The 23605-nt window shown below is 50.4% G+C and carries 23 protein-coding genes and 5 tRNA genes; 9 read left to right on the top strand and 19 right to left on the bottom strand.

The window, feature by feature from the left end; all coding sequences use genetic code 11:
• Positions 1 to 89: 89 nt before the first annotated feature.
• Both glsB and trmB read right to left on the bottom strand, forming a co-directional pair.
• A complete protein-coding gene (gene glsB, locus BZG20_RS08760; RefSeq protein ID WP_077578757.1) occupies positions 90 to 1010 on the bottom strand; it encodes a glutaminase B in 921 nt (306 codons plus the stop codon).
• A gap of 88 nt (positions 1011 to 1098) precedes the next feature.
• Positions 1099 to 1815 (bottom strand): tRNA (guanosine(46)-N7)-methyltransferase TrmB, encoded by a 717-nt coding sequence (gene trmB, locus BZG20_RS08755; RefSeq protein WP_046074032.1) that lies wholly within the window; start codon positions 1813 to 1815, stop codon positions 1099 to 1101.
• Positions 1816 to 2016: 201 nt separating this feature from the next.
• On the opposite strand from trmB, the gene mutY reads away from it, so the two are divergent.
• The 7 genes from mutY to BZG20_RS08720 all read left to right on the top strand — a co-directional run bounded on the left by mutY (position 2017) and on the right by BZG20_RS08720 (position 5106).
• Positions 2017 to 3105 carry an A/G-specific adenine glycosylase gene (gene mutY / locus BZG20_RS08750; protein WP_077578756.1) on the top strand — a complete coding sequence of 363 codons (1089 nt, stop codon included), beginning with the start codon at positions 2017 to 2019 and terminating at the stop codon, positions 3103 to 3105.
• On the top strand, positions 3102 to 3374 hold the full coding sequence (locus tag BZG20_RS08745; RefSeq protein WP_046074030.1) for an oxidative damage protection protein: 273 nt from the start codon (positions 3102 to 3104) through the stop codon (positions 3372 to 3374). Before mutY ends, BZG20_RS08745 begins: the two co-directional genes overlap by 4 nt.
• Positions 3375 to 3473: 99 nt before the next feature.
• Positions 3474 to 4616, top strand: coding sequence for a membrane-bound lytic murein transglycosylase MltC (gene mltC / locus BZG20_RS08740; RefSeq protein WP_108743034.1), 1143 nt, complete (start codon positions 3474 to 3476; stop codon positions 4614 to 4616).
• 135 nt (positions 4617 to 4751) lie between these two features.
• Positions 4752 to 4827 (top strand) — tRNA-Phe (locus tag BZG20_RS08735).
• Positions 4828 to 4872: 45 nt separating this feature from the next.
• Positions 4873 to 4948, top strand: a tRNA-Thr gene (locus BZG20_RS08730).
• Positions 4949 to 4950: 2 nt separating this feature from the next.
• Positions 4951 to 5026 (top strand) — tRNA-Phe (locus tag BZG20_RS08725).
• A 4-nt stretch (positions 5027 to 5030) separates the two neighbouring features.
• Positions 5031 to 5106, top strand: a tRNA-Asn gene (locus tag BZG20_RS08720).
• Between the two features lie 60 nt (positions 5107 to 5166).
• On the opposite strand, the gene BZG20_RS08715 is transcribed toward BZG20_RS08720, so the two are convergent.
• Genes BZG20_RS08715 through BZG20_RS08660 form a run of 12 tightly spaced genes read right to left on the bottom strand, consistent with a single transcriptional unit; the run spans position 5167 to position 17029 of the window.
• Complete coding sequence (locus tag BZG20_RS08715) at positions 5167 to 6855, bottom strand: SpoIIE family protein phosphatase (protein ID WP_077578755.1); 1689 nt, start codon at positions 6853 to 6855, stop codon at positions 5167 to 5169.
• 10 nt (positions 6856 to 6865) lie between these two features.
• The gene (locus tag BZG20_RS08710; RefSeq protein ID WP_046074027.1) at positions 6866 to 7165 is read right to left on the bottom strand and encodes an STAS domain-containing protein; all 300 of its coding nucleotides are present in this window, start codon (positions 7163 to 7165) and stop codon (positions 6866 to 6868) included.
• A 9-nt stretch (positions 7166 to 7174) separates the two neighbouring features.
• Positions 7175 to 8341 carry a methyl-accepting chemotaxis protein gene (locus tag BZG20_RS08705; RefSeq protein ID WP_077578754.1) on the bottom strand — a complete coding sequence of 389 codons (1167 nt, stop codon included), beginning with the start codon at positions 8339 to 8341 and terminating at the stop codon, positions 7175 to 7177.
• Entirely contained in the window at positions 8331 to 9383 is a 1053-nt protein-coding gene (locus BZG20_RS08700; RefSeq protein ID WP_077578753.1) for a chemotaxis response regulator protein-glutamate methylesterase, read from the bottom strand. Before BZG20_RS08700 ends, BZG20_RS08705 begins: the two co-directional genes overlap by 11 nt.
• On the bottom strand, positions 9383 to 10033 hold the full coding sequence (locus BZG20_RS08695; protein WP_046074024.1) for a chemotaxis protein CheD: 651 nt from the start codon (positions 10031 to 10033) through the stop codon (positions 9383 to 9385). Before BZG20_RS08695 ends, BZG20_RS08700 begins: the two co-directional genes overlap by 1 nt.
• Position 10034: 1 nt before the next feature.
• Positions 10035 to 10880, bottom strand: a complete 846-nt coding sequence (locus tag BZG20_RS08690) for a protein-glutamate O-methyltransferase CheR (RefSeq protein ID WP_077578752.1) — start codon at positions 10878 to 10880, stop codon at positions 10035 to 10037.
• 2 nt (positions 10881 to 10882) lie between these two features.
• On the bottom strand, positions 10883 to 13276 hold the full coding sequence (locus BZG20_RS16245; RefSeq protein ID WP_077578751.1) for a methyl-accepting chemotaxis protein: 2394 nt from the start codon (positions 13274 to 13276) through the stop codon (positions 10883 to 10885).
• A gap of 3 nt (positions 13277 to 13279) precedes the next feature.
• Positions 13280 to 13750: a chemotaxis protein CheW gene (locus BZG20_RS08680; RefSeq protein ID WP_046074021.1), complete on the bottom strand. Its 471-nt coding sequence runs from the start codon at positions 13748 to 13750 to the stop codon at positions 13280 to 13282.
• A gap of 8 nt (positions 13751 to 13758) precedes the next feature.
• Complete coding sequence (locus BZG20_RS08675) at positions 13759 to 14256, bottom strand: chemotaxis protein CheW (RefSeq protein WP_046074020.1); 498 nt, start codon at positions 14254 to 14256, stop codon at positions 13759 to 13761.
• 9 nt (positions 14257 to 14265) lie between these two features.
• Positions 14266 to 16368: a chemotaxis protein CheA gene (locus BZG20_RS08670; RefSeq protein ID WP_077578750.1), complete on the bottom strand. Its 2103-nt coding sequence runs from the start codon at positions 16366 to 16368 to the stop codon at positions 14266 to 14268.
• A 21-nt stretch (positions 16369 to 16389) separates the two neighbouring features.
• Positions 16390 to 16749, bottom strand: a complete 360-nt coding sequence (locus tag BZG20_RS08665) for a response regulator (RefSeq protein WP_046074018.1) — start codon at positions 16747 to 16749, stop codon at positions 16390 to 16392.
• A 22-nt stretch (positions 16750 to 16771) separates the two neighbouring features.
• Positions 16772 to 17029, bottom strand: a complete 258-nt coding sequence (locus BZG20_RS08660; protein ID WP_077578749.1) for an STAS domain-containing protein — start codon at positions 17027 to 17029, stop codon at positions 16772 to 16774.
• Between the two features lie 365 nt (positions 17030 to 17394).
• Between BZG20_RS08660 and BZG20_RS08655 the strand changes: the two genes are divergently transcribed.
• A tRNA-Phe gene (locus tag BZG20_RS08655) sits at positions 17395 to 17470 on the top strand.
• A 285-nt stretch (positions 17471 to 17755) separates the two neighbouring features.
• A complete protein-coding gene (locus BZG20_RS08650) occupies positions 17756 to 19018 on the top strand; it encodes an HD domain-containing phosphohydrolase (RefSeq protein ID WP_077578748.1) in 1263 nt (420 codons plus the stop codon).
• Between the two features lie 11 nt (positions 19019 to 19029).
• Here the strand turns inward: BZG20_RS08650 and panC are convergent, their stop codons facing one another.
• The 5 genes from panC to gluQRS form a co-directional block, all read right to left on the bottom strand.
• Positions 19030 to 19923 (bottom strand): pantoate--beta-alanine ligase, encoded by an 894-nt coding sequence (gene panC / locus BZG20_RS08645; protein WP_077578747.1) that lies wholly within the window; start codon positions 19921 to 19923, stop codon positions 19030 to 19032.
• Positions 19924 to 19934: 11 nt separating this feature from the next.
• The gene (gene panB / locus BZG20_RS08640; RefSeq protein ID WP_077578746.1) at positions 19935 to 20729 is read right to left on the bottom strand and encodes a 3-methyl-2-oxobutanoate hydroxymethyltransferase; all 795 of its coding nucleotides are present in this window, start codon (positions 20727 to 20729) and stop codon (positions 19935 to 19937) included.
• Between the two features lie 35 nt (positions 20730 to 20764).
• Positions 20765 to 21256 (bottom strand): 2-amino-4-hydroxy-6-hydroxymethyldihydropteridine diphosphokinase, encoded by a 492-nt coding sequence (gene folK / locus BZG20_RS08635; RefSeq protein WP_077578745.1) that lies wholly within the window; start codon positions 21254 to 21256, stop codon positions 20765 to 20767.
• Positions 21253 to 22617 carry a polynucleotide adenylyltransferase PcnB gene (pcnB, locus tag BZG20_RS08630; RefSeq protein ID WP_046074209.1) on the bottom strand — a complete coding sequence of 455 codons (1365 nt, stop codon included), beginning with the start codon at positions 22615 to 22617 and terminating at the stop codon, positions 21253 to 21255. The genes folK and pcnB overlap by 4 nt, the downstream gene beginning before the upstream one ends.
• Positions 22618 to 22720: 103 nt before the next feature.
• Positions 22721 to 23605 (bottom strand): tRNA glutamyl-Q(34) synthetase GluQRS, encoded by an 885-nt coding sequence (gene gluQRS / locus BZG20_RS08625; RefSeq protein WP_077578743.1) that lies wholly within the window; start codon positions 23603 to 23605, stop codon positions 22721 to 22723.

Here is a 23605-nt window from a genome sequence, read left to right as displayed (position 1 = left end):
TAAAAAGGCCCCGCAGCGTGCTGCGAGGCCTTTATAGGTTAAAGCGGCGTGAATATTGCCCTTATGATCGGCACAACAATCGAGACACATTAGAATATCGAGCGACCAATTCTCGCCGACAATAGCTCCAACGCGGCCGTCCCTGCCAGTGAATTACCAGAAGGGTCTAGCTCCGGCGACCAGACGGCAATCGACATCTCGCCAGGTACAATGGCAATAATGCCACCGCCGACCCCAGATTTACCTGGCATACCCACTCGATATGCAAACTCGCCCGCACCATCATACAAGCCACAGGTCGCCAACAGCGCATTCATCTGTTTACTTTGTGTAGGACTTAAAATCGCGGTGCTGTCAGACAGCGGTGTCCCTTTATTGGCCAGATAAAAGAACGCCTTCGCTAAATCGACACAGCTCATCTCTAACGCGCAGTAATGAAAGTAGTTGGTTAATACCGGTACCACATCGTTATCAAAGTTACCAAACGCGCGCATCAGGTACGCAATCGCCGCGTTTCTGTCACTGTGCAGCATTTCTGAATCCGCCACCCCTTTGTCATAACACAGATGCGGGTTGTCAGCGAGATGGCGAACAAACTCTAGCATACGTTGGCGCGGCGCAGATTGGCGCGTGTGTAGCATATCGCTGACCACCAAGGCACCGGCGTTAATAAAGGGATTACGTGGGATCCCTTGCTCCATCTCAAGCTGAATTAACGAGTTAAACGCTTGTCCCGAGGGCTCTTTGCCCACACGCGTCCAGATCTCCTCGGCTTGATAGTTTTGCATCGCCAGTGTCAGGCTCAACACCTTGGAGATCGATTGAATAGAGAATGCCTCATCCGCATCACCGGCACGGATCACATCGCCATCGTTATAACACACAGCGATACCGAGCTTGTGATTAGCCACATCCGCTAATGCCGGAATATAGTCAGCCACCTTGCCTTGTCCAATTAATGGCCGAACATCAGCAAGAATTTGCTCGAGTAATTGCGCACTGGGTTTCACCGGCAGGATCCTTCTACAACATAGGACAAAAAAGCCAACGCTAGGTTGGCTTTAAGCGTGTCTGTGACACCGAATCACACGCGCGTTTTTATGCGGTGCGCGTATATTTGATATCCCAAACACCGTGGCCAAGACGCTGCCCACGCTGCTCAAATTTAGTGAGAGGACGATCGTCAGGGCGTGGTACATAAAGCCCCTCTTGCGCCACGTTCTGATAGTGAGGCGCGGCTTCCATCACGTCAATCATATGTTCGGCATAGTTTTCCCAGTCGGTCGCCATATGAAAAACGCCGCCCACTTTCAATTTGTCGCGTACCATTTCTGCAAATGGCAATTGGACAATGCGGCGCTTATGGTGACGTTTTTTATGCCAAGGGTCAGGGAAAAACAGCTGAACCGTGTCGAGGCTGTCTTTCGGCAACATTTGCTCAAACACCTCCACCGCATCATGACACATCACACGTAGATTGCTAACGCCCGCTTCGCGCGCGGCCATCAAACAAGCACCCACGCCTGGGGTGTGGACTTCAATACCCACAAAGTTTTTCTCAGGCGCATTTTTAGCCATCTCCACCAAGGATGCGCCCATACCAAAACCGATTTCCAGCACCACTGGGTTATCGTTGCCAAACACCTGCTGCCAATCCAGTTCGGTTGCCTCGAAGTCAATGCCCATGGTCGGCCAGGACTCGTTGAGCGCTTGCTCTTGGCCTTTGGTTAAACGGCCTTCGCGACGCACAAAGCTGCGTACTTTACGAATAACTTTGCCATCCTCGGTCAGTTCGGTTTTAGTGACTTCAGTCATGATTGAGTGCCTGTGATGCAGTGTTAGTGATGGTGGTGAAAAAGACCATCGATTGTTGGAAATCTAAACGGACTGCGCATTATGCAAAGTTTTCGCCATTGCGCAAGTTGGCAGCACGGATCCTATTAGTGCGCCCTCGGGTTAGTGTACCCTGTGACCTGCCTTTGTGCACGTGTGAGCAAAACAATAAGAGAGAGCACAGTGAGTCAATCTTTTTCCGACGCCATTTTAAACTGGTACGAGCAATATGGCCGTAAAACCCTGCCTTGGCAGCAAAACAAAACCCCGTATAAGGTCTGGCTCAGCGAGATCATGCTGCAGCAAACCCAAGTGAGCACGGTGATCCCATACTTTGAGCGCTTTATGACGCGCTTTCCAACAGTCACCGATTTAGCGAATGCCGAACAAGACGAAGTGTTGCACCTATGGACAGGACTTGGCTATTACGCCCGCGCGCGCAACCTACACAAAGCGGCACAAGTGATCGCACGCGAACACAACGGCGTGTTTCCTACCACGCTTGAGCAAGTCATGGCGCTACCTGGTGTCGGGCGCTCAACTGCCGGCGCGGTACTATCATTATCGCTTAATCAGCCCCACCCTATTTTGGATGGCAACGTCAAACGCACCTTGGCACGTTGCTATGCCATCGAGGGGTGGCCGGGAAAAAAGCCGGTAGAAAACAAGCTTTGGGACATCGCTGAGGCACTCACGCCCGCCACGGATACCGATAAATACAACCAAGCGATGATGGATATGGGTGCCATGGTCTGTACCCGCAGCAAGCCTAAGTGCGAACTTTGCCCAGTCGCAGAGCGCTGTGAAGCGCGCGCACAAGGTCGTCAGCTTGATTTTCCCGGTAAAAAGCCCAAAAAGACTCTGCCCGTAAAGCAAGTCAGCTTTTTACTCATTCAATACCAAGACGATATCTGGTTAGAGCAGCGTCCGCCCAGTGGGCTATGGGGCGGGCTATGGTGCTTACCGGAAGCATCAGAGCATACACTTGATATCGATATTGCCGACAAGCTGCAGGGGATCAAACCGACTCACACTGAGGTGCTCACCGCGTTTAGACACACGTTTAGCCACTTTCACCTCGATATTGTCCCCGTCAAGGTGCGTGTTAATGAACGGCCGCAAATCATCATGGAAGCGAACCAAGGGCTTTGGTATAACTTGTCGCAACCAGCAAAAGTTGGGTTAGCGGCACCAGTGAAAAAGCTGTTAACCTTAGTAGAACACGAGCGCCAACAACATCTCACAGGCGATGACAAGGAGCCTAGATTATGAGCCGTACCGTATTTTGCCAACGTCTACAAAAAGAAGCCGACGGGCTAGATTTCCAGCTTTATCCCGGCGAGCTCGGCAAACGCATTTATGACAACATTTCCAAAGAAGCCTGGGCTGAGTGGCAGAAAAAGCAGACCATGCTCATTAACGAGAAAAAACTCAACATGATGGATCCTGAGCACCGTAAGGTGATCGAAGAAGAAATGGTGAAGTTTCTATTCGAAGGCCAAGATGTGCATATCGACGGTTATGTGCCACCCGAGGCCTAATTAACGCGGCCCCGTCCACACTCGGGCATCGCCGAGGCTACAAAGCACCCGCATTGTGTTAATCTCAGTGCGGGTGTTTTTTATACTAATGCAATAACGATGACGCGAATACTTTGCTTGTTGGTGTGCTGTTTTAGCACCTTGCTGTCCGGTTGTAGCCGCGAAAGCGTAGAAAAATACGTAGGCGTGGATTATCAAACCACCAATCGGTTTGCTAAAAATCTAGCGCCTATCCCCGGCCAGTTCGAAAAAGACATCGACGCCCTGAATCAACTGATTAGCCAGTTCACCGGCAACATTGAGGTGCGCTGGGGCGAAAACCAAGTGTTCGTGTCAGGCAAACGGGATTACGTCAAATACACGGACAATTACAAAAGTCGGGCGCGCATTGATTTTGAACGCGGTGTTATCCGCGTGGAAACCGTCGCCACTGATGCACCGAAGTCTCACCTCAAACAAGCCATCGTCACCACCTTACTCACGCCCCGAGATCCGGCTTCCGTCGATCTGTATTCTGCAGCGAAAGTGCCACTCAATGGGCGCCCATTTCTCGAAGGACAAGTGGTGGATCATGAAGGAAAAACAATTACTTGGGAGTGGCGCGCCAATCGCTTTGCTAACTACCTAATTGACAAGCGGTTAAAAAAGAAAAAAGTGCGTTTTCAAAACATGTATTACGTCACCATTCCCATGGTGAACGATCATGTTGCCAAGCGCAGTTATCAATATGCCGATATCGTCCGCCGTGCATCCAAGCGTTACGGCATCTCTGAAAAACTGATTTATGCGATCATCAAAACCGAAAGCAGTTTTAATCCTTATGCAGTGAGTTGGGCCAATGCATATGGATTAATGCAGGTGGTTCCCAAAACGGCTGGCCGCGATGTATTCAAGCTGGTAAAGAAGCGTAGTGGTCAACCTACGCCTAAGTACCTTTTTGATCCTGAGCGAAATATTGATACAGGCACTGCCTATTTTTACATTCTTAAAAACCGCTATCTTAAAGCCGTGCGCGATCCACTGTCTCTGCACTACAGCATGATCTCCGCTTATAACGGCGGAACAGGGAATGTCCTGCGCACGTTTGACAGCAATAGACGCCGAGCCATGCAGGATTTAAACAAGCTGCGCCCGAATCAAGTCTATTGGGCATTGACTCACCGCCACCCCTCTTCGGAGTCTCGGCGCTACTTGCAAAAGGTCACACGCTATCAAAAAGCGTTTTCTAAACTCCCCCAATAAAGGGTGATGAGCGCCGATTTTTGCTTGTTTTTATCGCACTTCGCTGGGTTTTTATCCAAACAATGCGATATCAGCACTTTTTTCAAAAAAACAGTTGACGGTGACACGGAAAATCCGTTTAATAGCGCCCCGTTAGCCCGGATAGCTCAGTCGGTAGAGCAGGGGATTGAAAATCCCCGTGTCGGTGGTTCGATTCCGCCTCCGGGCACCATATAATGAAATAATGGTGTGACACACAGTATTTCGCGATTTGTGTGCCGGCTTAGCTCAGTTGGTAGAGCAACTGACTTGTAATCAGTAGGTCGCCAGTTCGACTCCGGCAGCCGGCACCATTGCCTCGATAGCTCAGTTGGTAGAGCAGGGGATTGAAAATCCCCGTGTCGGTGGTTCGATTCCGCCTCGAGGCACCATTATTCCCCCATAGTTCAGTTGGTAGAACGGCGGACTGTTAATCCGTATGTCACTGGTTCGAGTCCAGTTGGGGGAGCCACCTTTAAAGAAGCGCTAGCCGAAAGGTTAGCGTTTTTTTGTTTGGCTATCGCCAACTATGTCACTCATTCATCTGTAATTTGAATACCACATCGACTTGACGCCCTTCATCACTGTAAATGACCTCCTCACAGATTGATTGCACCAGAGTAATCCCTCGACCGGAAAGGCTATCTGCATCATGATTTTTATCATGTAAGTGCCACTGATAGTCGAACCCGTCTCCCGTGTGTGACAAACGCATGTTTAAGAAGCCTTCTACAGGCTGATAAACCAAATCAAGTTTAATGGCGTAATCCCCGCTCAACGCGTTAAGCTTGGCTTGCCGCTCGCTAAAGTAATGCAGTAGGCCATCCACATCGTCTTTACTCACCGACTGCATGCCTAAAATGCCATAGTCCAGCGCATTGGTGATAAGCTCTGACGCCACGGTACAAATCAAATCTAAGTCAGTACTCTCGCCGACCATCCCTTTTACACGGCCGCGCAAGTCCCTAACAATATCCGCTTCTTTTAGCAAAGCCGTATCAAACACGATGTGAGTTGTTGAAGGGACGACCGAATAAGTCGCGTCCTTTTCGGAAAGCGGCTCACGAGGAGGGGCTATCAGCGGGAAGGTCAGCTCGAGCATGGACACATCATCCGTGACACCATTATCACCGGCAAAGGCAGTTAAGGTACGCTTGGTTTGTGCTATCAAACTGCCTTGACAGCCACTTAAGGTCCGAATCAGCCCTACTTCGCCCAACTGCTTACCTGCGCTATTACGTGCTTCTGTTACGCCATCGGTAGCAAAAAACAAGCGTTGGCCCGGCTGAAGTGCTAATCGAGTGATAGTGGCATCAAACTGCCCTTTTGCTTGTGCGCCTAATGCCATATGCCGACCTTGGTATGAGGCGAGTACTTGCCCGTGTTTATCCAGACAATACGCATCGGGTAGCCCGCCACTCCAAACGTTAACCGTCAGACCATCTGGCATCACCTCCACCAACGCGCCGGCAAGTAAGGTGCCAACAGGCATAAAAGTACAGATATGCTCATTTATTTCAATGGCCATATCACCCACAGGCAACCCTCGTCTTGCCGTGGCGATAAAGGTTTTAACCGCAGGAATAGTACTGATAGCGGCGGGTAAGCCATGCCCAGTGGCATCCGCAATCATAATATAGAGTCCACCAAATGGTCGGCGGAGAACCATGGTCACATCACCATTAAAAAGGCTAAATGCGCCTGAGAACGTCTCGACACCCGGCACGCCATCAACATTGAACGACATCAAGCGTTCAAATATCTGGCTAGCCATGGCATGTTCGTAAACGGTGGTTTCTTGGAATTGCTTGAGTTGGTCGCGTTGGTGACTAACTTCTCGGAATAAGCGAACATGGCGCAAATGCGTGCGCACCTTGGCGATCAGCACGGCGGTGTCAACGGGTTTGCTGACAAAGTCATCCCCTGCTTTTAAGCAGTTAGCAAAGATATCAGGATCACTCACCCCGGTAAGGAACACAATCGGCAGCAATTTTTGCGGATAGCGATTCCTTATCTCTTGCGCCATGTCAAAGCCATTGAGCTTGGGCATATTCACATCTGAAATGATGAGATCAGGAAACATTCCAGGATCAATATTCTCGAGGAGCGATAACGCTTCTTGGCCATTCATCGCCATACTGATATTGTCTGTTTCGCTCTTTAATGCCGCGGCAATATAATGTACTAATGCCGGTTCATCATCCACTACCAAGACGTTCATAGGCGCTTACTCACTCAATGTGGAATTTCTTTTCAAACTTGGCAATCAATAGCACCCGTTTTATCGCATCAGAGCAATTGACCAGCTTGATCGCACCATTAGGCTTATCGAGATAATCTTGCATATTGAGCAATATCCCCAGTCCCGCACTGTCCATATAAGTCGCTTCCCGTAAATCGACGATCACGTCCTTCCCTTTAAGATCCACATAGGCGTTACGCACTTCCTGAACCAAAGCGAAGTTAAACTCGCCCTTTACATGCAAAACGGCTTGTTTTTCATCACTCGATATGTCGCGTTTGATATTCATGAAGCATCCTTAAAATAATTCAATGTCACCCTCGTCTAACGAGGCTTGTTTCGCTGGCGCTCGCGCCGCAGACCCCGCTTTTTCCTCTATCTCATTGACCTGTTGGTTGAGTTGCGGCCAGTCGATGGTATCGTCCGCCATGGTGTTAACAATGAGCTCGTTCAATTCTTCTAAGATGTGCAAGTTATCGAGTATGTGCCCACCTTGTTGCGATACAATGTCGGCAAACTGGAGGTTTTTGATACATGTGTTCACTTCACTTTGCACTTGCTCGCCCAGAGAGGAAACGCGTTCTATCTCTTTACCCACTTCATCATTGACCTCTTTAACCCCTTCAAGGAGCGAATCAATATAGTCTTTCGAGCGAATTGATTCGGTCATATCGAGCGAGGCGATCTCTCCCACTGTCGACTTTGTTTTATCGACGCTGTCTTGGGCCAAATCGATGTGCTTGTGTATCTCGGTATTAAGATCGGTCGCTTTAATCGCGAGAGAGCGAACTTCTTGCGCCACCACCGCAAAACTGCGCCCATTCTCCCCCGCACGCGCCGCCTCAATCGCTGCGTTAAGCGCCAATAAGTTGGTCTGCTCTGACATGGCCTGCACATCATCCAACAGCTGGAACACTTCATTGAGCTTGCCGGACATCTCTTCGATGATATAAATCGATGCCACGCTTTTATCACTGACCTTCACCATGATGTCGATATAGCCATCAATGGCTTTCTCAGTGGCTGGCAACACCTTGGTGAGACTGTATTCACTTTCATCATTATAGAGCAGCTCATTAGCCATTTTGGTGGCAGTGTTGACCTGTTCACGACAGGCACTTTGCATCGTGAAAAAGCTGTTGTTAAGGCTTTCTACCGAGTTATCAATCACCTCACGTTGGCGTGAGAGTTGCTCACGGATAGGGACGAGTTCAATAGACAGAATATGGTGGATACGACGCAAAATTTGCTGAGGCTCATCGCCCGTCTCAGTGCTGTCAGAGGCGCCATGCTGAGTGATAGATTGCGCTGTGTGGCGTAATGTCCACAGGTGCCAGCTCATGCTGGCGAGCACAAGCCCAGCAAGCGCCATGGTCTGCCAAGACATTGACCAAAGCGCTAACGCAACCACACTGACCATTGTCAGCGCAGGTGGCCAAATAAATGTGTAGCGATTAGCGTCCATACACGGCCTCCACTAAAAAATTTGCCACTTCGGTTAAACACAGCGTCTTTACCACGCCACCAAGTTCGATCGCGACTCTTGGCATTCCCCATACCACAGAACTCGCTTGGTCTTGCGCAGCAGTAAGTGCACCGGTTTGATACATTTGCAGCAAACCATTTGCGCCGTCTCTGCCCATCCCGGTTAATATCACACCAATAGATTTCCCTCCCACCGACTCTGCGATGGATGAGAACATCACATCAACCGATGGACGATGTCGCTCAACCGGGTCACTATTAGAGAGCTGACAATACAAATGCCCTTGTCGATTAACGACGGTAAGGTGTTGGTTTCCCGGCGCCACATAGACATGCCCTTGTACCAAAGGCACCCTTTCCGAAGTCACTTCTTCAACCTGCAAACGACACGCACGGTCTAACCGCTTGGCGAAAGGGCCACAAAACGCCGCTTTGATATGTTGCGTCACCACAATCGGTGGCATGTGGGCAGGCAGACGTTCGAGGACGCCACGCAGTGCCTCTGTTCCTCCCGTCGATGCCCCCAAACCAATGACTTGATAGCCCCGGCGGTTGTAATGCTGACGATCGATGGTGACATTCGGCTGTTTATGCCAACTCTTTGTTTGTCCGACATTGGCCTGGGCAGCCATTTTCACTTTGCTGACCAGCTCATCACGCTCGCGAGTGATCGCGGTCGCGCTGTCCGCTGAGGGCTTAGGCACATAATCCACCGCGCCGATTTCCAGTGCCGCCAAGGTGACATCTGCACCATGCTGAGTCAGGGTCGAGACCATGATCACGGGCATCGGCCGCAAACGCATCAGGTTTTTAAGAAACTGGATGCCATCCATTTTGGGCATTTCAACATCGAGCGTGATCACGTCGGGATTAAGCTTTTTAATCTTCTCGCGCGCCTCGTAGGGGTCTGCCGCTGCGCCAACCACTTCTAACTCAGCGTCACTTTCTAGGCATTCTCTTATCAAGGTGCGATAAAGCGGCGAGTCATCGACAACTAACACTTTGTAGCGATATTGGCTCATCAGAATAACTCCACATCTTGCTCGTCGGCGCCATCATTGTAAGACTCCTGCAGCAAGCGCTGGTTGTATTGCGTTTCTTCCGCCACCAGCTCTTTTTGGCTCAACGATTGAATCTTCTTTACCCACGCTTTACCCGTGCGCGGCTCGAAAAGTACCCGGCGTGGAAATGCCAACCCAAGGTCTTCAGATATCAAGGGGAGTTGCTCATTGATGACATATTGGCGAACAAAATCGATATTCTTACGGCCAATCGCGATGTTTTGCCCCATGATATTGCCACCACCAAACAGCTTTACCCGCAGCCGGTTTTTCACCGCACCTTGTTGCAACAAAGAGTTGATCAGAATTTCCATCGCGTAGTTGCCATAGCGCGCGGCACGCGACAAATGCTGTTCGGGGGTCCAGGTGGACTCCGCCTCTTCACGCTTGAGTGGCAACATAAAATGGTTCATGCCTCCGACTTGAGCCAAAGGGTCCCAAATACACGCGGCAATACATGAGCCCAAGCCTGTGGCAATCAGCTCATCATCAGAGCTAACATAAACATCGCCAGGCTGGAGCTTCACCATGTGCTTATCATGCTCAGGACTAAAAAAACGTTTTAGTGTTTTCTCATGCGCATGATGATGTAATTCCAACGCTTGGTGCATATCACTCCCGTTTGCGATACATGGTGTGGCCTAAGTTATCGAACCTCTCTGCCATCTTTCCGATCCCTTCCGAGTGGCCGATAAAAAGCACACCGCCGGGAACAAGCTGCTGCCAAAACCGCTCAATGAGTCGCTGCTGTGTATCGCGTTCAAAATAGATCATCACGTTGCGACAAAAGATCGCGTCCATTGCGTATTTGTGAGGCCACTCCCCTTTTAAATTCAGTTGTTTAAAACTGATCGCATCACGAAGCTGACGCTTGGCCTTAAACAAGTCTTGTTTGATGCCTTTTCCTTTTAAAAAGCCGTTTTGCAAATACGCTTTGGGGATGGTGTGCGCCACTTCCAAGCTGTAAGTGCCATTACTGGCGGTATTGAGCACCTGGGTATCTAAGTCAGTGGCAAGAATTTGTACATCTAATTGCCCCTCTAACATCCCATGACCCGCCAATACCGACGCGATGGTGTAAGGCTCTTCACCGGTCGAACAGCCCGCTGACCAAATCCGGATACGCTTTTGCTTCGCCGCTTGCCACTGCGGAATAAGCTGATGCGCTAAAAACTCAAAATGATGACGTTCACGAAAGAACTGGGTTTTATTGGTGGTTAGCGCGTTAATGAAGGCCACACGTTCATCTTTGCTCTGCTCCACCAGCGCAAAATAATCATCAAAAGTCGCCATCCCTGTTCTGCGTAAGCAGCGTGCCAGCCGGCCATACACCATGCTTTTCTTTTTATCCGCAAGAAAAATACCCGTTTCGCTTTCCATAAACGTCTGTACATAGTGGAAATGCCGTTGGCTAAAATCATAGGCGCCAGCCGACGAAGCATTCACTGGCGCTGACATGATTAAAACTCCTCCCACTCATCACTGACTTCATTGCTCGACGACTTTTGACTGTTCACTGCCTTGAGACGCGCTTTGGCGGCCTCACCATTGCGGTAACTGTCACTGCTCGCTCTAGGCGCTGTCTTAGTCGTGTGACTCGGGGTAACCTTGGGTTTCGAGCTCGGGGTTTGAATATCTACGAGCTTGTCGGCATCAATATCCACTTGGAAGAAGCCAATCAAGTTAATTAACTCCGCGCCCTCTTCTCTCATCGACTGACTAGACGCGGCCGCTTCTTCAACGAGCGCAGCATTTTGCTGTGTCATTTGGTCCATTCGTGCCACAGAGCGTGTGATCTCATCAATGCCCGTGGCTTGCTCTTGGCTCGCCGCATTAATTTTGTCAATCAACTGGGAGACTTCCGACACCGACGCGACAATTTCTTCTAGCATTTCGCCAGACTCGTCCACGAGCTTCGACCCTTGCGTGACTTTTTCCACACTGTCTTTGATCAAGTCCTTGATCTCTTTCGCCGCGCCGGCACTGCGTTGCGCCAAGTTACGAACCTCGCCAGCGACAACGGCAAAACCACGTCCTTGCTCACCCGCACGCGCAGCCTCTACCGCCGCATTCAAAGCCAGCAAATTGGTCTGGAATGCGATTTCATCAATCACCCCAATGATGTCAGCAATTTTCTTGCTGGCATCGTTAATTTCCGCCATCGCATCCACGGTCTCTTTGACCACTTCACCGCCTTTGCGCGCTTTTTCACTGGCTTTAGTGGAGAGAGTATTGGCCGATGACGCACTTTCCGCATTCTGCTTCACGGTCGCTGTCATCTGCTCCATACTGGCAGCCGTTTCCTGCAGGTTAGCCGCCTGCTCTTCAGTGCGCTCGCTCAGGTCGTTATTTCCCTCAGCAATTTCGGCTGACGCAGACGCCACCCGTGCCGACGAATGCGTGATCTTTTCGACCATGTTACGAACGTTATTAATCGATGCATTGACCGCTTGGCTGAGATCTTCAAACTCGCCTTTGTAGTCTTCCGGCATAGTCGTTTTGAGATCCCCTTTCGAGACCCCTCGCATCACGCGAATACACTCGTTAAGCGGATCGACAACACTATCCAGTAACTGGTTGATCCCCTCACCGAGTTTTGCCATCGCGCCACTATATTTACTGGTATTCATCCGATCGCTCAGATTACCATCCGCTGCTTTTGCGATAAGACGCTCAACTTGGCGCTGACTATCCATTTGCTCGGTAATGTCCTCCCATTGCAGCGCAGGGCCAATGTACTCATCGTCATCGTCGTAGAGGGCAATACAATTAAGCGCAAATTCGAGTTCCCCGACCGTAATCTCAGCTTTAAATGGCATACGGTCGGGGTTGGCAATCACAGACTGTTGGTGCGCTGGGTTTTTGTGGAATTGGTCAATACTAGTGCCTACGAGTTTATCCGTTGAGAAGCCGGGGAAAATCTCGCGCATTTCATCTTCACGGCTCTTGAACAGCTCCGTCACTGCCGGGTTAAGATAGCGAATGGTACCGTCTTTATCTGCTAGCATTACATTGGTGGTCATTCCCTCGACCACGGCCGCCAATAATGAACGTTCTGACTCTTTCTTACGCCTTTCAGTGACATCACGCCACTCAATCGTGGTGCCTACATGCTTACCGTGACGGTCGTAACTGGCAGTGGCATGAAACTCAAAGCGCGCATCTTTAAAGCGAATATCCCGATTGATAGGCATCTTATCGGGGGTATGAAAGGTTTCGCGCTGCAGCTGAGGAAAAAGATAATCAATATGTTTGCCAAGAATATCGTCACGGCTGGCAACAAAGGCACTGTTTTTCGCCCGAAAGGTTTTCTCATGCTGTTTACACAGTTTTACCGCTTGCTCATTCACATGGGTGATTTCGCCCTGTCTTCCCAATAAAACGAACGCACTGTGAGTGTTATCCAATGCGCCTTTAAGACGTTGGTGCTCCTCCGTTTGGTGGGCGCGTGCCGTCACATCACACAGCTCAACACTGTAGCCTTGCCCATCGGCGACTTTACTGGCAGACACACGCAACTTGCCCGCGCCTAACTCGACAGTTTGGACCGATGGTTTGTCGTCAATAAGCTGCTGCCACTGTTGGTAGTCCACCAAATCCGCCGCAAGTATGCTGCTCATCGGTTTACCAAACAGCACTTCACTTTGCGCGGTGAAATCGACATTGCCGTGCTCGCGAATCGCTGCCTGATAACATTGCAACAGTTGCAGCGCACGTCGATTAATCAAGGTGACTTGCTGCTGACTGTCGAGCATCACAAGTGCAGCAGGCGCGACATTAAGTGCCGCTAACAGCTGCACATTCTGTTTTGTCTGTTGGTTGTCTTGCTGTACTTCCCTTTTAAACCACGCCATATTCTAGTCCTCGTTTGCGCTTTCCGGTTGTGCGCTTTGTTGTAACTGATCAAAGTCGAACAACTGTTCCAAGTTAATCAACACCAGGTGCCTGTCATTCACTGACGCAATGCCTTCCATGTACCACTCATCGTGTTGATGCAGTCCAGGAGGGGCTTTAATTTGCTCTTTTTCCAAGTTGTGCACTTCAGCCACCGCATCCACGACGATACCGAGCGACACCCCTTGTTGGTTGCGAACAATAATGATGACGCTCATGGCGGTGAGCGTCGCTGGCGTCATACCAAAGCACTGGCGAATGTCCATAATGGGAATGTACTCCCCCCGTAACTCCAGCACCCCCAACATGTGAGGCAGGGTGTTAGGAATACGACGGACTTCCGACCACCCTCTCACCTCTTTCACATCGAGAATATGGACGCCGTATTCTTCATCCTCGAGTAAGAAACTTAAGTATTCTCGCGATTGCGCCATATCCCCACCTATATCCATCGCTCGATACGCAACAACTCATCCACATTCACCAACGACATCACCCGCTCGCCGACATTGAGTAAGCCACTGACATAAGCAATCACCTGAGAATCACCAAACGGAGGCATAATCTGCCCCTCCCCTTGGTCAACCACATCGGAAACGGCATCGACCACCACGCCCATCACCTTGTTATTGGCGACCTCACTGGCGCGCAAAATCAGCACCACGGTTTCTCGGTGATAATCGACCTGTTTAGCCTGAAAGCGAATACGTAAATCCATCACGGGCACTATCATTCCGCGTAGGTTGATCACGCCCAAAATAAAAGTGGGCGAGCGCGGGATCAGTGTCGGTGACTCCCACACCCGAATCTCCTCTACCGTTTGGATATCGACGCCATACAGTTCGCCATCTAGTTCGAAGCTCAGATAGTCACTGCCTTGCAGTTGCTCAACACGATCATCGATATCGAGCACATTGTCTGATTCCGTTACCGTCTGCATCGCCTCTCCTTATGCCGCCGCGATATGACCGCTGGCATCGCTGACACGTGCTAAAAACTGAGTGATTAAGCCTTGGATATCTAAAATGAGTGAGACAGAGCCATCTCCTAGAATGGTCGCGCCTGAAATACCAGGCACGCGGGCATAATTTGACTCCAAGCTTTTGATCACCACTTGCTGCTGCCCGAGCAGCTCATCAAGTAGCAGGCCGACCTTTTTATCCCCGGCTTCGACCAAACAAAGCAGCTGTTTATCAAGATCGTCGCCACTGCTGCCGAGCTCAAACTCTTCTTTTAAACGAAGAATGGGAATGTTTTCTTCTCGCAACCGATAAAGCTGAACACCAGATGCGGTTTTAATTTGGCGGCTATCAATCTGAAGCGACTCAATGATAGAGATCAGCGGCACCACATATACTTGGCCTTCTACTTTCACCAGTTGACCGTCTAAGATAGCCAATGTCAGTGGCAGGCTGATTTTAAAGGTACTGCCTTGCTCTGGTGCTGAGTGCACATCAATGTTGCCGCCCAGTTGCTCAATGTTGCGGCGCACCACATCCATGCCCACGCCACGCCCTGACACATCAGACACTTGCTCCGCCGTTGAAAAACCCGGCGCAAACAAAAGATTAAAAACATGCGCGTCGGTCAGTTCACTGAGCGGGAGGTCGTCTGAAATCAGCCCTTTATCCAGCGCTTTGCGCCAGATCCTTTCTTTGTGTAATCCAGCGCCATCGTCACTGACTTCAATCACAATCGAGCCGCCCTGATGGTAAGCATTCAGATGCACTTTCCCTGTTTCAGGCTTGCCTTTTTCCGCGCGGACTTCTGGGGTTTCTAAGCCATGATCCACCGCGTTGCGAACCAAATGCACCAGCGGATCGGCAATTCGTTCGAGCACGGTTTTATCTAGCTCGGTGCTCTCGCCTTCAATAACTAACTCTACCCGCTTTCCCAACTGGGAGGAGAGATCACGAATCAAACGAGGGAAACGGTTAAAGGCAAAACTGATCGGCAACATGCGGATATCGAGCACGCTTTCTTGCAACTCTTTGGTATTGAGCATCAGTTGCTCAAGGCCAGATTGCAATTGCTCAAGCCGCTCAGGGGAGAAGTCACTACTTAACTCTGCCAGCATCGACTGTGTAATCACTAGCTCGCCCACGAGGTTGATTAGGTTATCGACTTTGTCTATCTCCACCCGGATAGAAGACACACTGGCTTCGCTTTTCGCCGCAGGTTTGTTGGCTTTATTGGCAGCGGATTTGGGCTGAGAAGATGAGACGGGCTTTTCCGGTGATTGTGGCACAGTGGCAGACGGTTCCACCTCAACCGGTTCGGTATCCACATCACTGGCCACGCCACAATGGATAGGCGTAATCGTAAGATCGCACTCGTCTTCAACCCATTCAAAAATCGCTTCGATTTCATCACGTGGGACATGTCCATCAACCCGAATATCCCAACGTAAATACAGCTTTTCAGGGTCTAACTGCGCAAAACGTGGCAGTTGGGTCGGATCACAGCTAATTTCCGCCCCACCCGGCAATGCATGTACCTCACGCAAAATCCGGACAGGGTCATTGCCTGAAAACAACATATCCGGGTGAGGCACAAAGGTGATTAACCACTCTTCGATGTCTGCGGCCGCCGCCCCCTTCGCGTCAAGGTCACTCGATACCGGCTGCGTGGATAAAGCGCTTGAAGAGGAATCAGCCGCACCGTCACTGTCCATAATCGCATTGAGGGCGGCAGTCACCGCATCTCGCTCGCTTTCGTCGTACTCAGCCTCATTTTCATATGCTTCAAGCATCGCGAGGATACAATCGCCACCACGCAGTAATACATCGATCGTGTGGCTGTCGAGCTGTCGCTTTCCCTCCCGAGCCTCGTCAAGCAAGGTTTCCATCACATGAGTGAAGTGACTAATATCGTCAAGATTAAAGGTGGCAGCCCCCCCTTTAATCGAGTGCGCAGCACGGAAAATGGTATTAATGGATTCAAGATCTGTCGCCCCCGGGTCAAGCGCCAAGAGCTCTCTTTCCAGCACTTCGAGGTTCTCACGACATTCTTCATAAAAGATGCGTCGTAACTGGTCCATATCCATGGCCATATCACCCTCCGTTGATGCGCCTTACAGCACGCGCTTTAGTGTTTTCAGTAAGGTATCTGGGTTGAATGGTTTAACAATCCATCCTGTCGCGCCCGCCGCTTTACCCGCCGATTTTTTCTCAGCGGACGCTTCGGTAGTGAGCATCAATATCGGCGTGAATTTGTACTGCTGCACGCCTCGCACTTGTTTAACAAACTCAAAACCATCCATCACCGGCATGTTGACGTCGGAAATGATGAGATCAAACTTTTTAGACTTTGCTTTTCGCAGTGCATCTGCACCATCATTCGCTGTTTCAACCTGATAACCCGCCTCTTTTAGCGTGTGGCTCACCATTTGCCGAATCGACACCGAATCATCCGCTGCTAGTATATTGGCCATCCTTTTACTCCTACTCCGTGTATCAAGTATTTAGCTTTAATAAAGTCGTCATGCCGGCATGTTGTGCCGAAGTATGTAAGCAATCCGGTACGTTTTGCCACTGAAGATCATCACACGAAAGTACCAACCCCAGCAGTAATTGCAGGCCTGCACCATCCACTCTGCCCAGTTGGCTGGCGTCGATGACGTGTGTCTGATTGTCCGTCTTTTTCGCCTCCCATTCCGCTTTTACCTGCTGTACTTGAGAAATATCGAGAGACTCTCCGAGTGCTATTACCATGGCCGAATCGCCCTAAGCTGTTGTCAAAAAAAGGCATCTCATTTGCTTGTTGAATAAGTGTAGCAACAATCAATTGAACAGCTTATTTTAGTCCCTACTTTTAAAGATGGATTATCGACAGCAGGGTTATTTCTAAAAAAAGAAAACCTAAAATTATGATTAAAAAACAATACAATATGTGATGCACTGTTTATTAAATGTAAGAAAATCAACACCTTTGCATTTATTTCTGTTCATTCAAAAGAATGAATGAGATCACAAAAAGCAACGGTTAAAAAGGTGGGAATAATACTTATTTCAATGGAATGACGCCGTTAAATATGCTTTGACAAGAGACGGTTAATACTATTTAATGGTGCGCCTTAGCCCGGATAGCTCAGTCGGTAGAGCAGGGGATTGAAAATCCCCGTGTCGGTGGTTCGATTCCGCCTCCGGGCACCATACTTAAAAAAATCCCTGCTCACATGAGTGGGGATTTTTTTATGCCGACACCGTGTCGGTGACCTTGCAGGCCGCACCTTGCAGGCCGCACCGCTATAAACACGGTACGCAACGCTTTGCCACGACAGCAAATGCATCCCCCCTCTGGCACTTTTTGCTACTCTTTAAGTCGACTTCCGTTCAGTGCGATAGCGATTAGGCTTTTTACTCAACATCACCAATTTATGGTAATCTGTTGGGGGTTTATTCTTGTCTTTTACCTCATGGATCGAGTGTCATTAACGCATGTCAGCCAATAGCATCAAGCTCTCAACAGAGCGACTTCAAGCCGGTCTTTACATCAAACTGCCGCTAAAATGGCGCGATCATCCGTTTATGCTCAATCGTTTTCAAATAGAAAGTGAGGCACAAGCGAAGGTGATACGCTCGCTCCCGATAAGCTTTGTCTACTATTACCCGGATAAAAGTACGGCGGTGCCCTTACCCGCACTGACAGAAAAAAAAGAAAACCCGGATGAAGTCGACCCACATGCGGTCAGCCGAGAAAAAGAGGCAATGGAGCAGGAGAAACAACAGCGCATAGAGGAACAACGCCGCTTTCGTGCTCGCATTCAAAAAGTGCAGAAGCATTATCAACGTTCGATGGCACAGCTACGGGCCATCAATATGAAGGCAGCCAACCGTCCACAAGCGGCTAACGAGGATGTCCGCATGCTCGTCGATAGCATGATGGTCTTTGGTAGCGAGTCGAATGTCACCCTGCATCTAATGGACGATCCGAGCCTGGCAGAAGACATGTATGCGCACTCACTGAATGTGGCCGTCCTCGCGCTGATGTTGGCACGTAGTAACGGGTACGACAATGATCAGCTTCGCGCATTGATCACCGGCGCGGTGCTGCATGATATCGGTACAAAGAAGGTGCCGTCGGCCATCGTGCGAAAAAAGGAGCGACTGACGGAGCCGGAAATGAATTACTACCGTCAACATGTTAATTATGGGGCGGAACTGGTATCAGAAATGAAAGAGTGTACCCCTGAGGTAGAAACCATCATTGCCCAGCACCACGAGTTTGCTAACGGCAGTGGTTTCCCCAAAGGCCTATTAGGCGATGACATTGACGAAGCGGCGCAAATTGTCAGTATGGTGAACTTTTTTGACCGCTTATGTCGCCCTCAGTTTGGCGCACCAGCAAGGATGCCTTTTGCTGCCTTGTCTCATCTTTTTAAAGACAACAAAGCCAAGTTCAACCCACGTTTGTTGGCATTATTTGTCAAGATGATGGGCGTCTATCCACCGGGGACGGTGGTGAAATTGTCGAATGACGATGTCGGCATTATTATTTCGGTGAACAGCTCTGCCCTGCTTAAACCCAATGTGATGATTTATGATCCGGATATTCCTTCCGATCAAGCCACCATCATTGACATGCGCGACAGTGAGCTAGAGATAGACACGGCCGTGCCTATCTCCAAATTGCCAGAAGTGGTGAAAGAGTACCTGAAGCCACGCACTCGAATTGCCTATTTTATGGACGCTGACGGCTAAGCAACGACGCATTAGTCGCCACTGGGATCAGCTTTGTCCGCTTTATCGACGGCTCGATGCAATTCCACTGTTAGGTTATCAATAAGGCGTGTATTACCAAGATAAGCGGCGACCAAAATCACGGCTTGTCGGCTGTCTTCGTTCACGTACGCAAGAGAGGTGGCGTCACGAATATAAAATTCGTCAGGCTGTAATCCCGCTGCACGCAGTTGATCATGAGCATCTTCAATCAGATCGTCGAGATCACGACGCCCATTGCGCATTTGTGCACTCATCCAGCGCATGGTTTTTGCCAATACTGGTGCACGTTGGCGCTCATCGACGGTTAGGTTGTTATTACGAGAGCTCATCGCCAACCCATCGCTTTCACGCACGGTGGGTACACCAATAATCTCAATCGGCATGGCCATATCTGCCACCAATTTGCGGATCACCGCCAATTGCTGAAAGTCTTTTTCGCCAAAACAGGCCACCGCTGGCTGCACCAAATTAAAGAGTTTGCTCACCACGGTGGCAACACCACGAAAATGACCGGGGCGCGATGCCCCTTCTAACATGGTTGAGAGCCTTGGCACCTCGACCGTGGTGTGTGCATCGAGTCCGTGTGGATATAGCGTGTCGGCCGTTGGTGTAAACACCAGATCCACGCCCTCCTCACGCAACTTGGCCAGGTCATCATCCAATGTACGCGGGTAGTTGGCTAAATCGTCCGCGCGATCAAACTGCATCGGGTTAACAAAAATGCTAACCACGACAGCATCGCCTCGCTCGCGAGCTTTGCGCACCAAGGTTAAATGCCCTTGGTGGAGATTCCCCATGGTCGGCACAAAGGCGATGCGCTTATCCGCTTTTTGCCACTGGCTGATTTGATCGCGCAGTGGCGCCACCTCAGAAATTACCTGCATACTCGGTCTCTCTATTTAAACGTGTGGGCGGAACCGGGAAATTCGCCACTCGCCACTTCCTGCACATACTGAGCCACCGCCGCGCGCGCATCACCGGCCTCTGCCAAGTAGTTTTTCGAGAACTTGGGCATGTAGTTTGCCGATACGCCGAGCATATCATGCATGACCAAAATTTGACCATCAGTGTCACCGCCAGCACCAATGCCAATCACCGGCACCGACACCGTCTCGGTAATACGTTTAGCCAGTGACGCGGGAACGCATTCAAGTACGATAATCTGCGCACCGGCCTTCTCTAGCGCGACCGCATCGGCCACCATTTGTTCGGCTTTCTCTTCCTCACGGCCTTGTACTTTAAAGCCACCAAAGATATTCACCGATTGCGGGGTGAGGCCCAAATGCACACAAACCGGCACGGCGCGCTCAGTTAGCATTTTCACCGCGTCAACCAGCCATGATCCACCCTCGATTTTGACCATGTTGGCGCCTGCTTTGATCAACGCTGCGGCATTGGTACAGGCTTGCTCAGGGGTGGCACAGCTCATAAATGGCATATCGGCCATCAGCAAGCTGTTGGGACTGCCCGCTCGCACGCAACGGGTGTGATACGCTAGCTCGTCAACCGAGACTGACAAGGTATCGCTTTTTCCTTGCAACACCATGCCTAACGAATCGCCAACTAATAAAACAGGCACATCCTGCTGCTCAAATAATTGAGCAAAGCTCGCATCATAGGCAGTCAAGGACGCAAACTTCTGCCCTTGCTGCTTCCAAGTGATCAGATCGGTAATTGTGATTTTTTTCATTGTGTCTCCCAAAGCCTGAAACTGGGGCCCACCGATTAAGCGTGATCGCTAATACGGGTTAAACCATTGCGATCAACGCGCGTCAGGCACGCGGCGAGGGTGCTGCCATCAGGCAGGCACAAGTCGGGGGCGATGTCGGCAAGTGGATAAAGCACGAACTCACGCACTTTCATGCCGTAATGTGGCACCGTCAGTCGCGGCTCGTCGATGACGCGATTGCCATAGAGTAGAATATCGAGGTCCAACGTTCTCGGTCCCCAACGCTCTGCTTTGCGTTCCCTGCCATAATCAAGCTCAATGGCTTGTGTTGCATCCAATAGTGTCAGAGGGTCAAGCTGAGTGTCCAGCGCCGCGACGGCATTAACATAATCGGGCTGATCGGTCGGCCCCATGGGTTTGCTGGTATAAAGGGCTGATACTGCCACAAAACGACTCTGCGGCAGTGTCTTTAACGCAGCAATCGCCTGTTTGGCTTTTTCTACAGGCTCACCGAGATTGCTGCCAATGGCGATATATACCCGATTCATGCGTCTGAATTTGACTGCGGTTTACGCCGACGTGGCGGTCCCTTACGCCGACGAGACTTGGGTTTACGCGTATTATGAACTTTATTGATCGCACGCACCATTTTTTGGCGGCCACTTTGATCTGCACGCTGAAAGTCTCGCCACCACGCACACAGCGCTTCGGTCTCTTCACCTTCGACCGCACCGCGCATCTCGAGCAAATCAAATGCCGCGCGGAATTTTTTCTCGTCCAGTGTTTTAAACGCACGCGCACCAGTGCGACGAGTCATACGCATTTGCAATTGCCACACTTCACGTATCATGGCGGTGAAGCGCCGCGGAATGGCGATGGTCTTAACTTGCTCATCCACAATATCACTGGCGGCCACCATGAAGGCATCGTAGTAGCTCAAACCACTCTCAAATGCCATTTCTTCCGCCCGTGTCACCAAGGGGTACCACAGCATGGCAGCAAATAAGAAAGCCGGATTAATGCGCTGTTCGTTAACCACCCGCTTATCAGTTGAGCGTAATACCTGCTCTAACATCTGTTCCGTTTGGCTAGATTGCGCTTCGGTAAAGTGCGCGGCCACGGCAGGGAAAAGCTGCTGAAATAAATTATACTCGCGCAACATTTGATACGTCGCGAACCCTTGACCGGACTGTAACAGCTTCAAGCTTTCTTCAAACATTCGCGCGGCCGGGATGTCTTGCAATAACGGCGCAAGCTCGACAATCGGCGCCGCTGTCGCGCTATTAATCGTCATATCAAGCTTAACCGCAAAGCGCACGGCGCGTAGCATCCGTACCGGATCTTCACGGTAACGCGTTTCAGGATCACCGATCAGGCGGATAACGCGGTTATTGAGATCATCGAGCCCCCCCGCATAATCCCGAATAGAAAAGTCGGCGATATTGTAATACAGCCCGTTCACCGTAAAGTCACGGCGCTGCGCGTCTTCATCGATGGTGCCATATACATTGTCACGCAATAGCATCCCATCTTCCGAGCGAGCGGTTTGCTTATCTTTTTCGCCTTTACCGTGGTGGCCTCGGAACGTGGCGACCTCAATCACATCGCGGCCAAATAAGATATGGGCAAGACGAAAACGCCGCCCAATGAGCCGGCAGTTACGAAACAGCTTTTTGACCTCATCTGGCGTTGCGTCGGTCGCAATATCGAAGTCTTTGGGTTCACGCCCCAACAGTAAATCTCGCACACCGCCACCAACGAGGTACGCTTCAAAGCCCGCTTTGTGCAGGCGATAAAGCACTTTCAGCGCATTTTCGCTGATACCTTTGCGCGAAATGCCATGTGCTTTGCGGGGGATAACTTCCAACTTAAGATCCTCAATTGCGCGTGTTTTACTATCACGATTCAGAACCTTACGGCAAAAGCTGGTCACTCGATTAAAGATAGCTCACCTCGTATTTAATTGTTCGGGCCATGAAACAGCGGCATATAATATATCAGGGTGGGCCATTTTAGAATGCTGTCGTCACTTCCGTTTTTCTCGGTATCTGTGTCAACGACCAACGCTTAACCGCCAGGTCCAATAATTGGGTGGGACTTGCCACCTCTTGCTCAGCCACTGCATGCAAACCAAGAAACGTCATCGCTGCGCGTAAAGCTGGCAGCGGCGCTTGATTATCAATGGCAGGAGCCCGGTTTTGCTTAGAAAGCTTGTGTCCCTCTGCATTGACAGCCAGAGGAAGGTGTAAATAACGCGGCACGGGTTGGCCGAGTTGTTGGTACAACGCGATATGGCGTCCTGTCGGCATAATTAAATCCGCCCCACGCACGATATCGGTCACGCCTTGGTCGATATCATCCAATACCACCGCAAGGTTATACGCATACAAGCCATCGCGTCGTTTGATGATAAAGTCTTCATTGGCAAGATGCGCATCAAGACCAAGCGTACCATGCAACCTGTCCTGAAAAGTGAGCACCTCAACGGGACTTTTTAGTCTCACCGCCGCCGCTTGCGCCCCTTTACCTTTATCACGACACCAACCTGGGTAGACGCCGCCCGCCTCTTTAATCTGCCGACGCGTACAGGTGCAATAATACGCCTGTCCCGATGCAAGCCAAGCCTCTATTTGTGCTTGATAATCAGAAAGGTGCTGGCTTTGGTAACGCACCTCTCCGTCCCACTCAAAACCAAACGCCTCTAGCGTACGCAAAATGTCACTCGCGGCGCCCGGCTGCTCCCGAGGCGGATCGATATCTTCAATCCGAACCAGCCATTGCCCATGGTGTGCACGCGCATCTAAATACGAGCCAAGTGCCGCCACCAATGAGCCAAAGTGTAGCGGGCCCGACGGGGAAGGGGCAAAACGGCCAATATAAGCGGTCTGCAAAGTCAT

Source organism: Salinivibrio sp. IB868 (assembly GCF_001995655.1).
Taxonomy (GTDB): Bacteria; Pseudomonadota; Gammaproteobacteria; order Enterobacterales; family Vibrionaceae; genus Salinivibrio; species Salinivibrio siamensis.
The sequence above is the reverse complement of the archived record's forward strand: the minus strand, read 5'-3'. Positions and strand labels throughout refer to the sequence as shown.

Coding starts and splice junctions, on each gene's coding strand:
- BZG20_RS08705 (WP_077578754.1), bottom strand. CDS start 8,341: ATGGACGCTAATCGCTACACATTTATTTGGCCACCTGCGCTGACAATG.
- BZG20_RS08700 (WP_077578753.1), bottom strand. CDS start 9,383: ATGAGCCAATATCGCTACAAAGTGTTAGTTGTCGATGACTCGCCGCTT.
- BZG20_RS08650 (WP_077578748.1), top strand. CDS start 17,756: ATGTCAGCCAATAGCATCAAGCTCTCAACAGAGCGACTTCAAGCCGGT.
- BZG20_RS08690 (WP_077578752.1), bottom strand. CDS start 10,880: ATGTCAGCGCCAGTGAATGCTTCGTCGGCTGGCGCCTATGATTTTAGC.
- BZG20_RS08660 (WP_077578749.1), bottom strand. CDS start 17,029: ATGGTAATAGCACTCGGAGAGTCTCTCGATATTTCTCAAGTACAGCAG.
- BZG20_RS08675 (WP_046074020.1), bottom strand. CDS start 14,256: ATGCAGACGGTAACGGAATCAGACAATGTGCTCGATATCGATGATCGT.
- mltC (WP_108743034.1), top strand. CDS start 3,474: ATGACGCGAATACTTTGCTTGTTGGTGTGCTGTTTTAGCACCTTGCTG.
- BZG20_RS08695 (WP_046074024.1), bottom strand. CDS start 10,033: ATGCACCAAGCGTTGGAATTACATCATCATGCGCATGAGAAAACACTA.
- trmB (WP_046074032.1), bottom strand. CDS start 1,815: ATGACTGAAGTCACTAAAACCGAACTGACCGAGGATGGCAAAGTTATT.
- gluQRS (WP_077578743.1), bottom strand. CDS start 23,605: ATGACTTTGCAGACCGCTTATATTGGCCGTTTTGCCCCTTCCCCGTCG.
- BZG20_RS08710 (WP_046074027.1), bottom strand. CDS start 7,165: ATGAATATCAAACGCGACATATCGAGTGATGAAAAACAAGCCGTTTTG.
- panB (WP_077578746.1), bottom strand. CDS start 20,729: ATGAAAAAAATCACAATTACCGATCTGATCACTTGGAAGCAGCAAGGG.
- BZG20_RS08745 (WP_046074030.1), top strand. CDS start 3,102: ATGAGCCGTACCGTATTTTGCCAACGTCTACAAAAAGAAGCCGACGGG.
- BZG20_RS08670 (WP_077578750.1), bottom strand. CDS start 16,368: ATGGCCATGGATATGGACCAGTTACGACGCATCTTTTATGAAGAATGT.
- BZG20_RS16245 (WP_077578751.1), bottom strand. CDS start 13,276: ATGGCGTGGTTTAAAAGGGAAGTACAGCAAGACAACCAACAGACAAAA.
- panC (WP_077578747.1), bottom strand. CDS start 19,923: ATGCAGGTAATTTCTGAGGTGGCGCCACTGCGCGATCAAATCAGCCAG.
- BZG20_RS08715 (WP_077578755.1), bottom strand. CDS start 6,855: ATGAACGTCTTGGTAGTGGATGATGAACCGGCATTAGTACATTATATT.
- BZG20_RS08665 (WP_046074018.1), bottom strand. CDS start 16,749: ATGGCCAATATACTAGCAGCGGATGATTCGGTGTCGATTCGGCAAATG.
- BZG20_RS08680 (WP_046074021.1), bottom strand. CDS start 13,750: ATGGCGCAATCGCGAGAATACTTAAGTTTCTTACTCGAGGATGAAGAA.
- folK (WP_077578745.1), bottom strand. CDS start 21,256: ATGAATCGGGTATATATCGCCATTGGCAGCAATCTCGGTGAGCCTGTA.